Origin of the sequence: Mycobacterium sp. (genome assembly GCF_049683355.1) — a bacterium.
Lineage (GTDB): Bacteria > Actinomycetota > Actinomycetes > Mycobacteriales > Mycobacteriaceae > Mycobacterium.
In genome coordinates this window covers 1-10,059 of the sequence record NZ_JBAUJB010000156.1, presented here as the reverse complement: position 1 = coordinate 10,059, position 10,059 = coordinate 1, and the positions used below count along the sequence as shown (strand labels likewise).

Sequence of the window (10,059 nt, the reverse complement as noted above, 5' to 3'; positions counted from 1 at the left end):
CGCCGACCCCGCGCAGCGCGGTGTCGGGTACCGGGAACACCGCCAGCGAGCGGTCCGCTGCCGCGCCGATCAGCGACGCCAACTCGTCGACCGGGATCCGGCGACCGCCGGCCATGTAGCGGCGCGGCCCCTTCCCCGGCTCCAGCAGCGCGACGTGCAGCGCCGCGAGGTCACGGACGTCGACGACGATCCAGGCCGCGCTGCGTCCGGGCACCCCACGCATCTTGATCGCGGCCTCGACACCTTCGGCCGCCTCGCCGAACTGCTCACCGGCCGGCGGCCCCAGCACCATGCCCGGATAGGTGATGTCGACCGGCGCACCGCCGTCCTGCAGGCCGCGCGCGTACGCCTCGACGACGGCCTTGGACTTGCCGTAGCCGTCGCTGCCGCCCACCACGGGCAGGTCGGCGTGCAGCACCTCGAGGTCGGGGCGGAACAGCGCGGTGAAGCTGGAGACGTGGATGATCGGGTCCAGGCCTTTGGCGGCCGCTCCCCCGAGCACGTAGCGGGCACCCTCGAGGTTGGTGTGCAGCATCTCGTCGGCGCGGCTGGGATCGGTGGAAACCATTGCTGCGCAATGGATCACCGAGTCACACCCGTCCAGGGCGGCATTGACCGAGTCGGCGTCGGAGATGTCGCCGAGGACGGAGTCAGCGACGTCGACGCCGATGCTGCCCGCGCTGGCGGTCAGTCGTTCGACGCTGCGCACCAGGAACCTCACGTGGTGACCGCTGTCCTGGACTGCCTTGGCGGTCCATGCGCCGACGAAGCCGGTGCCACCCGTGATCAGTACTCTCATCTGCCCCTCCGGTACGGTCGCTGTCGCCCGCAACCGTACCGAGGCTCAATAGCGCACCCGGAAGCCGCCGATCAGACGGATCAGATTGCCGTCGGGATCGGTCAGCGTCGACAGCCGCACGCCCTTGTCGGCCTCGACGACGGCCTGCGGCTCCAGCCCCCGGCCGGCCGCCGCGGCGAGGTGCGCGTCGAGGTCCTCGACCGCCAGATTGAACAGGCTCGACCCGGCACGGTCGGGGTCGACGAACACCTGCAGCCAGCCCTGCGGCGTCACCTGCCATTCGGCCAGCGTGGCCATGGGTTCGTTGTCGGGTTGCCTGCCGAACAACGCGCCGTACCACCGACGACTGGCCTGCAGGTCCGACACGGCCACCACGGCCAGCACGTGTTCGATCGCCATCGCTGATTCCTTCCGTCGCTTGTTGGTATGACCGGCGCCGGAGCACAAAGTCATCGACGCGTCGCCAGGCCGCGGACGGTACATTGCCTGGCTAGGCAATCGAGCACGCCGAAACCGCGGCATTGCGCCATTGAACTCTGGCAACGTCAGGTCTTCCATGGGTCCGCGACGTCTTATATGGTTTGCCCACGGCATATGTCCGGTTTGCTGAGGGGTGGAGCGGGCCCCGTGTTCGCCACGAAGGTGGCGGAAACGGGGCCTGTCCCTTGCCATGGCAAGCTGAGCTTGTGGAGCCCGTCGAGATCAATGCCGGCACCTGGTACCTGCGTGCGCTGCGCGCGGACGACCGAGTCGACGACCGGCCCGCGCTCGCCGACCTCGGCGAACACACCCCCGACTACGTGAATAAACAAGCGGCACAGTGGGATTCGGAAACGCTGTGCTCGTGGGCGGTGTGCGAGCCGACGACCGGCGAACTGCTCGCCGAGGTGACGCTGGACCCGGCGACCGGAGCCATCGACACCCGGGCGCGCCCCGGCCACGAGAACGCCGCGCAGACCGGGGCGGACGCGGTGCGGCGGTTCGCGCAGGCGATGTTCGGCCGATAGCGGCGGCTCACCGCTCGTCGACGTCGAGTCCCGAGGCCAGATCCGCGCAGTCGACTGTCACCACATCGTCACGGGTTCGCAGGAACGGCCCGGCGCCCTCGTCGCCGCTGAGCGCGTCCAGCAGCGGCGGCCAATGTCGGCGCGCGATCGCCACCGGGTGACCGGGGCGTTCACCGTAGCGCGCCCGGGCCAGCCCGGAACCCGACGATCGGGCCGCGGCCACCACCCGGCGCACCGCCGCGGCGCCGATGTCGGGAGTATCGACGGTGGTCAGAACCGCGTACTCGGTGATGTCGGACAACGAGAGCAGGCCGGCACGCACCGACGCACTGACGCCGTCGGACCAACGTTCGGCGACGACGGCGCGCGCCGGTGCTGGTACGTCCACGAGCGCGGCGCCCAACACCACCACGACGTCGCCGCAGCCGCCGTCGCGCAGCGCCGACACCCCCAGCCGCAGCCACCGCCCACCCTCGGCGAGGACCTTCGGCTGTCCGTAGCGCACGCCCGAACCCGCCGCGAGCAACACACCTGAAACCGACATTTCTTGTGACACAGCGTGTTTCGCCTTACAGTCGGCGGTACATGGCGTCATCCCCGAGCCCGACCTGAATATTTGGTAATAAGCTCCGACAATAATTGTCCAAGATCACCACGAGGGCGTAAGGTTCAGAGCACGGGTTGAATTCACAGCCTTCTGGAAGCGTCATTGTCAACACGGACACCGTCCGTCTCGGCTTTGAGACCAAGGGCCCACCTTGACGTGAACCAAAGTCGAATCACCACGCATTCCGACTGATGGAGTCACACAAATGTCCCAGATCATCGATCAACATCCCACCCCAGCTGAGCGCGTCGACTGCCACACCGCGCAGTTCGAGATCTCGTGGCCGCAGCCCCTCACCGCCGTCGTCGCCGCACACGGCGAACTGGACGCGGCAAACGGCGCCGGTTTTGTCGAGTACGCCATGCTTCACGCCAAAGACACCGACCGGATGGTCATCGACCTGTCCGGGCTGACCTTCTTCGCGACCGCGGGCTTCACCGCGCTGCACACGCTGAACGTTCAGTGCGTCAAAGAAGAGATCCAGTGGGCGATGGTGCCCAGCCCCGCGGTCGAGCGTCTGCTCAGGATCTGCGACCCGGACGCGACCCTGCCGATCTGTCCCGCTGTCGACGCGGCACTCACCGCGGTGCACAACGACCCGCCCCGGCTACTGCAGCTGGCCACGGAGACGAGTTAGCGACTTCGCCAGCAGGCGGGACACGTGCATCTGTGAGATGCCGACCCGCTCGGCGATCTGAGTCTGCGTCATGGACTCGAAGAAGCGCAGCACCAGGACTGTCCGCTCACGCTCCGGCAACGCCGCCAGCAGAGGCCGCAACGCCTCCCTGTTCTCGATCTGATCGAGAGTGCTGTCGACGTCGCCGAGCGTGTCGGCGATCGCCGGCGCTTCTTCGCTGCCGCTACCCCCGCTGTCGATCGACAGGGTGTTGTACGAGCTGCCGGCGACCAGACCCTCGATCACCTCGTCGCGGTCCATCTCCAGCTCGGCGGCCAGTTCGCTGGCCGTCGGCGCGCGGCCGAGCCGCTGTGACAGGTCGGCGGTGGCCCCGCCCAACCGAAGATGCAGCTCCTTGAGCCGTCGCGGCACCTTGACCGACCAACTGTTGTCGCGAAAGTGCCTGCGGACCTCGCCCATGATGGTGGGCACTGCGAACGACACAAAATCCGACCCGGCGGTGACATCGAACCGGATGACTGCGTTCACCAGGCCCACCCGAGCGACCTGCACCAGATCGTCGCGTGGCTCGCCCCGACCGTCGAACCGGCGGGCGATGTGATCGGCCAGCGGCAGGCACCGCTCGACGATGCGGTCACGCTGCCGCAGAAACTTCGCCGACCCCTCCTCGAGCTCGGCCAGTTCGCGGAACATGTCGGCGACGTCCGCATATTCAGAGCTCGACCGTTTCGACGAACCCTGTGAAGACGATCGTGTCACCGCAGCGAACTCGCTCGCCTCGTCGTCATCGAGATGCCGAACTGCTGGCCCTGGTCAGCTGACTGGCCGTTGGAAAACGTGGACACCTCGTCGGTGAGCGAGCTGAGCACATGCCAGCTGAAGCTGCCCGGGGCGAGGATGTCGGTGCTGTCACAGGTGGTCGAGGCGTGTACGACGAGCGCCTCGGGCTGCGGCTCGACCACCAAGAGAAGGGTGGCGTCGGGCACGGCGGACCTGATCAGCCGGGTACAGGCTTCGTCGACAGCCAACCGCAGATCAGCGACCGCATCGAAGTCGAGATCCTCGAAGGTGCCGATGGCGGCGACCAGGGTGCGCAGCACCGCGAGATTCTCCAGCGTGGCGGCAACTCTGAGCTCTACCGACTGGGCACCCTGGCTCTGCCCATTGCTGTGGCTCGCGACATCAGCCATCTGACCTCCCGGAAACTTGCAAGCGAGACTACCCCAGCCGTTGCCCTGGCTATTCATGGGCGCGGGGGGCAGTCGTGGACAACGTTATGCCAAGACCCGGGTCGGGTAACCAACCATCATGGAGGAAATCAGGCGACCCGCCGAAACCGGACCCCGGCGCAAGCCGCTGCGCGGCACCCTGGTCACTGCGGGGGTGGTGCTGGGGATCCTCGTCCTCGTGGCGGTGGCGATTTATGCCGGCGCGTTTCTGATGCTCGCGCCGATGATGCAGTGAAGCCGAGAGCCTGCATCTCGATCCGGAAGACGTCATGGTCTGGGAGCAGTACCCCATCCCTGGTGCAAACCAAACCCACGTGCGGGTTCGCGGCAATTCCGCTGCGGCAGAATGGCGTTCGATGAGACCCACGTCACCCGTTTAGGGGCTGGACGTTCCGGGAAGACTACGTTCGTGCAGCGATGACGAAATCGCGGCTACGTCAGCTCGAGAAGTTGGGCGTATGAGACCTGAACCCACGAGCGAAAGGTAGAACATGAGCGACAACGACAAGAACAACAGTGGACCCGAAGAGGGCATCAAGGGTGTCGTCGAGGACGTGAAGGGCAAGGCCAAGGAAACGGTCGGCACCGTCGCCGGACGCGACGACATGGTCCGCGAGGGCAAGGCCCAGCAGGACAAGGCCGACGCGCAGCGCGATGTGGCCGAGAAGGAAGCCGAGGCCGAATCGGCTCGCGCAGGCGCCAAGGCCGCCGAGGAGCGCCAGGAATCCAATCAGTAAAAGTTTCACCACAGTGGGTCCAGCCGGTTTTCCGGCTGGGCCCGCTGTTTTGTGGCTGCTCGCTACGTCAGCGCGCTGATCAGTTCGCCGACGGTGTGCGACGACTCCAACGGGTGGCGCAGGCGTCCCGACGGATTCACCGAGTAGCTGTTGCGCCGGCCGACCTTGGTCTTCTCCAGGTAACCGTCGGCGATCAGATCAGCCAGGATGGCCTGCACCGAGCGCTCGGTGATCCCGATGAGCAGGCTCAGTTCACGCGCCGTCAGCGAGCCCCGCGCCAGGCACAACAGCACGTGGGCGTGGTTGGTCAGAAACGTCCACCCGCGCGGCTGGCCGGGCTCGACGGCCTCGGGCGCCTTCTTCGGCCGCGCTCGGTTCGCCACCTTGGGCGTGCGTGCCTTCGGGGGCGTCTTCGGCGTTCGTTTCGAGGCGACCATCGCCGATATGGTACTGCCCGATTCGTGTGACCGGTTTCAGTAATCCAGCGGGTCGCGTGCTGGTTTGCCCGTTCGGGTGGCGACCAGACTCCACACGATCGAGACGGTCAGCGTGACGACGATGACGCCCAGGGTCAGCGGGATCGGCAGCTTACCGACCGGAGTCTCGGACAGCACCACCTTGACGCCCGCGAAGGCCAGCAGCACCGCCAGCCCGTAGTGCAGATGGGTGAACCTGCGCAGCAGTCCGGCCAGGCAGAAGTACAGACTGCGCAGCCCCAGCACAGCGAAGGCGTTGGCGGTCCAGACGATGAACGTGCTGGTGGTGATGGCCAGCACCGCGGCCACCGAGTCGATCGCGAAGATCAGGTCGGTCGCCTCGATGGCGACCAGCACGACGAACAGCAGCGTGGCCACCCGCTTGCCGTCGATTCGGGTGAACAGCCGATCTCCGTGGTAGCGCGGATCGGTCGGGATCACCCGCTGCACCAGTCGCACCACCGGGTTCTTGTCCGGTTCGAGTTCCTTGTCGTGCTGGAACGCCATCTTGTACGCGGTGTAGATCAGGAACGCCCCGAAGAGGTAGGCCGTCCAGAAGAACGCCTCCAGCATTTCGGCGCCGACGAAGATGAACACCAACCGGAACAGCAGCGCGCCGACGACGCCCCAGAACAGCACCTTGTGCTGGTAGCGGTCCGGAACCGCAAAGTAGGTGAAGATCAGCGCGAAGACGAAGACGTTGTCGACCGACAGCGCCTTCTCGATGAGGTATCCGGCGTAGTAGGTGCCGGCGACCTCTGCGCCGTAGGCACACCAGACGATCCCGCCGAAGCCCAGGCCCGCGGCGATCCAGATCGACGACCAGACCGCGGCTTCGCGGAAGCCGATGACATGGTTGTCGCGGTGCATGAAAAGGTCGATCGCCAGCATCACCGCGATGGCAGCGGTCAGCGCGACCCAACCCCACAGCGGAACGACTATTGCGTCGGCGGCCACTTGTTCTCCTCGAGTCTCGTGAACTGTCGCGATGAAGTCAGTCGGCGCTGGGCACGGTCACGCCGACGCGCACCTCACGCACGCCGGGGACCATCCGCATCAACGCCATGGCGATCCGCCGTTCGGCATCGCCGTCGAAGTATCCGGCGACGAGGACCTCCCCCTGCCGTACCTGGGCGATCCACCGCCGCTTGCCGGTGTAGTCATCGAGCAGCTTCTGCGCTCCCACCGCGATCACGTCGTCACTGGTCATGTCCAGCCGCAGCAGGTCGCCCCGGCTGACGATCCCGACCACACGCCCCTCGTCGTCGACGACCGGGACGCTGCGAATCCCCCGGCGCACCAGCAGGCGGCCGATCTCGTCGAGGTCGGAGTACAACCCGACCGTGACGGCCGGTGCCGTCATCACCGTGCCCGCCGTCGCCTCACGTGCGGGACCGGCACGCAGGACGTCGCCGCACGTCACGATTCCCAGCAGGCAACCGGATTCGTCGACCACAGGCAGACCGGCATAGCCGTAATCGGCGAGCACGGTTCCGGCTTCGCGCAGGGGCGTCGAGCACCGCACCGAGACCACGGGGCGGCTCATGACATCTCCAGCGTGCAACATCGTCAACCTCTCGCTCGGACCGATTAGCACGAACAGTAACACACGAAATTATATTCACAACTTACAGAACGTCAGCCTGACCTCCCCACCAAAATATGTAGATTGACACGTGCATCGTGATACGCGTATTTTTCTTCGCATGTTGGTGTGGGACGAAGCCGCCGCGCTCGTGGCACTGCTCGGGGCGCCGGTGTCAGCCGCCGTGATGGCGGCCACGGTCGGCCGGGGAATTCCGTTGCTCGCGGCGCGGTTCGGTTCTCTGGCCGCGGGTTCGGGGTTCCTCCTCGCCGCAGGGCTGGCCGTGAGCAGCGCCGCGGGCGAGGAGGCCTCCACCGGAACGGGAGTGTTCACCTTCACCACCGACCGGCTCGCCGTCGCGGTGCTCCTGCTGATCTTCGGAGTGAGCACGGTGGCACAGACGTTCGCGGTGCGATACCTCGCCGGTGACCCGCGGGCCTGGTGGTTCACCGCGGGCGCAAGTCTGCTCACCGCAGCGTCCGCGGTGATGGTCACCGCGACCACGCTGGTCGGCATCGCCGCCGGGTGGACCGCGGCCGGCGTGGCGCTGTGCCTTCTGCTGGGCACCTACTGGCAGCTGCCGAGCGCGCGGGACGGCGTCCGCCGTGCCGGAGTGGCCTTCCTGATCGGTGACGGCGCCCTGTGGGCGGCCGTCGGCCTGATCAGCGTCCGCACCGGCACCGTCAGCCTGGCCGACCTCCCGGCCGCGCAACTCGACGGGGTGCTGGCGCCGGTGGTGGCGGTACTGATCGTGGTCGCCGCGTTGTCCCGGTCCGCACAGCTCCCGTTCCACCGCTGGCTGCCCGCCACGCTGGCAGCGCCCACCCCGGTGTCGGCGTTGCTGCACGCCGGGGTGGTCAACGCCGGCGGGATCCTGCTGATCCGATTGAGCCCGCTGCCCAGCCCAACCCTGGCTGCCGGGCTGATCGTCGTCGCGGGCGCCACCACCATGGCCTACGGCGCCGCCCTCATGCTTGTCAAACCGGATATCAAAGGCGCGCTTGCCTATTCGACCATGGCGCAGATGGGTTTCATGATCCTCACCTGTGGGCTCGGATTGTGGGCTGCGACGGTGATCCACCTGGTGGCCCACGGCTTCTACAAGGCCACGCTGTTCCTGTCCTCCGGCTCGGCGATCGCCCGCCACCGCCGGTTCATCGCACTGCCCGCCGCGCCGCGGCTGACCGGGCACCGCCGGCTGGTCAGCCTGATCACCGCCGCGGCACTCCCCCTGGCCGCGCTGTACGCCGCCACCGAGGTGTTCTCGACATGGACGCACACCCACGCCACCGAGCAGGCGCTGCTGCTGTTCGCCTGGGTGACCGGCGCGGCCGCCACCTGGGGCTGGCTGCAGCGCCGGCCCGACATCGCAGGCGCAGCAAGCGCCGGGGCAGTGCTGCTGCTGGCCGCGGTGGGCTACGTCGCCCTGATCAGCGCTGCCACCACCTTCCTCACGCCGGCACTGCCGGACACCACGGTGCCCGCGCCCGCCGTCTGGGTGACCGTCACCGCCGCGGTGATCCTGCTCGGCGCGCTGGCCGGCCTGCGCTGGTCGCCGGCCGCCGATGCGCTGCGACGCACCGTCTACACCCACGCGCTCAGCGCAGGAACCATCCAACCGACCACGGCAGGAGCACCCCGATGACCGAGACGACAGCACCCCGGCTGGACTCCCGTCGCGCCAGGCTGCGCAGCGACATCCGTCTCGCCGCGCGTGTGCTGCCCACCCACTACCCGCTGGACACCTTCATCGCGGTGAATCCTCTGGCCGGTCTGCAGGCCATGCCGTTCGAACAGGCCATCCGCCGCGCCGGCGACCTCTACGGCACACCCGGCACCCTGCCTGAGACCGAGTTCCGCGCGCTGTACCAGCAGGGACGCATCACCGACGCCGATTTGGACCCAGCACTCCTTCGGCGCTACCCGATACTCGCCGAAGAACCGGAACTGGAGCTGGCGGGCCGTCAGCTGAGTGCCACCGCACTGCTGCGTGCCGACCTGCTGCACGGCATTCCCGCCCCAGAACCGCGGCGGCGGTATCGAACTCGCGCCGAAGAGCGCGCCGCGGACGTCGCCCACGCCATCGACACCCAAGCCGCGAAGTGGACGACGGCGTTCCTCGGCGAGGCGAGCTGGCCGATGCCCGACCACGAACAGGGCTTCTACCGGGCGTGGCGGGCACTTGCGCCGACCGACCGCACCCTGTCACGCACCGTGCGCTCCCGTCTGCGCGACATCGCCGAACGCCCCGACGACGCCGTGCTCGAAGCGTTGGAAGTGCTCGGCGTCACCGACCAGGACCGGATCACCTATCTGCAGGCCCATCTGACCCGGCTGCCGGGCTGGGCCGCACACGTCACCTGGTGCTCCGACCGTGACGCCGGCATCGACCTGCTCCAATACCTGGCGATGCGGCTGAGTTACGAAGCGGCGCTTCTGGAAAACCATCACGGTCCGACCATGGAGCCGGCGGTGCCGGCCCCGTGCACCGCACGGGAACGCGCCGCGCACCTGTGCGAGGTGTGGAGGGTCGGTGACGTCACCGAATCCGACCTGGCGACAGCGGCACGGATCCTGGCGGCGTTGCCCACCCCGGCCCGTCTGATGATCTGGCAGAACGCCTTCGAGGGCCACTACCAGGACCGGTTACTCGCCGATCTGACCTCGCACCCACCGCGGAACAGTCCGCCCGCGCACACCCACCTCATCACGTGCATCGACACCCGCTCGGAAGGACTGCGCCGCCACCTCGAATCGTGCGGCGACTACGAGACCCTGGGATTCGCCGGGTTCTTCGCCGTCGCCATCCGGTTCACCGACCTGCAGGGCGGCGCCCCCGCCGACCTGTGCCCGGTGCTGATCTCGCCCAACCACCACATCGCCGAAAGACCCGCCCCCCACGCGCGTCACGCCGCCGAGCGCCGGGTGCGCGGCGCCACCACCCTGGGCGGCGCCGAGTCGGCCTTCCACGCCGCCAAGGAG

The 10,059-nt window shown here is 67.8% G+C and carries 14 protein-coding genes; 6 read left to right on the top strand and 8 right to left on the bottom strand.

Annotated features, from left to right (window positions below):
- Window positions 1-799 (bottom strand): NAD-dependent epimerase/dehydratase family protein (locus WA944_RS09685; protein ID WP_526646822.1); only part of this gene is annotated, 799 nt, incomplete at its 3' end.
- 45 nt (window positions 800-844) lie between these two features.
- Window positions 845-1,198, bottom strand: coding sequence for a VOC family protein (locus WA944_RS09680; RefSeq protein WP_526374125.1), 354 nt, complete (start codon window positions 1,196-1,198; stop codon window positions 845-847).
- Window positions 1,199-1,485: 287 nt separating this feature from the next.
- On the opposite strand from WA944_RS09680, the gene WA944_RS09675 reads away from it, so the two are divergent.
- A complete protein-coding gene (locus tag WA944_RS09675; protein ID WP_526374124.1) occupies window positions 1,486-1,806 on the top strand; it encodes a hypothetical protein in 321 nt (106 codons plus the stop codon).
- Window positions 1,807-1,813: 7 nt separating this feature from the next.
- On the opposite strand, the gene WA944_RS09670 is transcribed toward WA944_RS09675, so the two are convergent.
- Window positions 1,814-2,350 (bottom strand): nucleotidyltransferase family protein, encoded by a 537-nt coding sequence (locus WA944_RS09670; protein ID WP_526374123.1) that lies wholly within the window; start codon window positions 2,348-2,350, stop codon window positions 1,814-1,816.
- Window positions 2,351-2,618: 268 nt separating this feature from the next.
- Here WA944_RS09670 and WA944_RS09665 point away from each other — a divergent pair, with 268 nt between their 5' ends.
- Window positions 2,619-3,050: an STAS domain-containing protein gene (locus tag WA944_RS09665; RefSeq protein ID WP_526374122.1), complete on the top strand. Its 432-nt coding sequence runs from the start codon at window positions 2,619-2,621 to the stop codon at window positions 3,048-3,050.
- Here WA944_RS09665 and WA944_RS09660 read toward each other — a convergent pair.
- Together WA944_RS09660 and WA944_RS09655 are read right to left on the bottom strand one after the other, a co-directional pair.
- A complete protein-coding gene (locus WA944_RS09660) occupies window positions 3,021-3,743 on the bottom strand; it encodes an RNA polymerase sigma factor SigF (RefSeq protein ID WP_526374121.1) in 723 nt (240 codons plus the stop codon). The two genes, WA944_RS09665 and WA944_RS09660, sit on opposite strands and share 30 nt — an antisense overlap.
- Before the next feature lie 62 nt (window positions 3,744-3,805).
- The gene (locus tag WA944_RS09655; RefSeq protein ID WP_526374120.1) at window positions 3,806-4,240 is read right to left on the bottom strand and encodes an ATP-binding protein; all 435 of its coding nucleotides are present in this window, start codon (window positions 4,238-4,240) and stop codon (window positions 3,806-3,808) included.
- Window positions 4,241-4,358: 118 nt separating this feature from the next.
- Between WA944_RS09655 and WA944_RS09650 the strand changes: the two genes are divergently transcribed.
- Both WA944_RS09650 and mbp1 read left to right on the top strand, forming a co-directional pair.
- Complete coding sequence (locus WA944_RS09650) at window positions 4,359-4,514, top strand: hypothetical protein (RefSeq protein WP_526374119.1); 156 nt, start codon at window positions 4,359-4,361, stop codon at window positions 4,512-4,514.
- A gap of 256 nt (window positions 4,515-4,770) precedes the next feature.
- Window positions 4,771-5,016 carry a microaggregate-binding protein 1 gene (mbp1, locus tag WA944_RS09645; protein WP_526374118.1) on the top strand — a complete coding sequence of 82 codons (246 nt, stop codon included), beginning with the start codon at window positions 4,771-4,773 and terminating at the stop codon, window positions 5,014-5,016.
- Between the two features lie 62 nt (window positions 5,017-5,078).
- On the opposite strand, the gene WA944_RS09640 is transcribed toward mbp1, so the two are convergent.
- The 3 genes from WA944_RS09640 to WA944_RS09630 are packed head-to-tail and all read right to left on the bottom strand — an operon-like array spanning window position 5,079 to window position 7,059.
- Window positions 5,079-5,453, bottom strand: a complete 375-nt coding sequence (locus WA944_RS09640; protein WP_526374117.1) for a helix-turn-helix transcriptional regulator — start codon at window positions 5,451-5,453, stop codon at window positions 5,079-5,081.
- Between the two features lie 36 nt (window positions 5,454-5,489).
- The gene (locus tag WA944_RS09635; RefSeq protein WP_526611281.1) at window positions 5,490-6,449 is read right to left on the bottom strand and encodes a TerC family protein; all 960 of its coding nucleotides are present in this window, start codon (window positions 6,447-6,449) and stop codon (window positions 5,490-5,492) included.
- A 37-nt stretch (window positions 6,450-6,486) separates the two neighbouring features.
- Window positions 6,487-7,059 carry a CBS domain-containing protein gene (locus WA944_RS09630; RefSeq protein ID WP_526374235.1) on the bottom strand — a complete coding sequence of 191 codons (573 nt, stop codon included), beginning with the start codon at window positions 7,057-7,059 and terminating at the stop codon, window positions 6,487-6,489.
- 139 nt (window positions 7,060-7,198) lie between these two features.
- Here WA944_RS09630 and WA944_RS09625 point away from each other — a divergent pair, with 139 nt between their 5' ends.
- Together WA944_RS09625 and WA944_RS09620 are read left to right on the top strand one after the other, a co-directional pair.
- A complete protein-coding gene (locus WA944_RS09625; protein ID WP_526611285.1) occupies window positions 7,199-8,722 on the top strand; it encodes a proton-conducting transporter transmembrane domain-containing protein in 1,524 nt (507 codons plus the stop codon).
- A partial coding sequence (locus tag WA944_RS09620; RefSeq protein WP_526646820.1) for a putative inorganic carbon transporter subunit DabA occupies window positions 8,719-10,059 on the top strand: 1,341 nt, incomplete at its 3' end. The genes WA944_RS09625 and WA944_RS09620, both read left to right, overlap by 4 nt.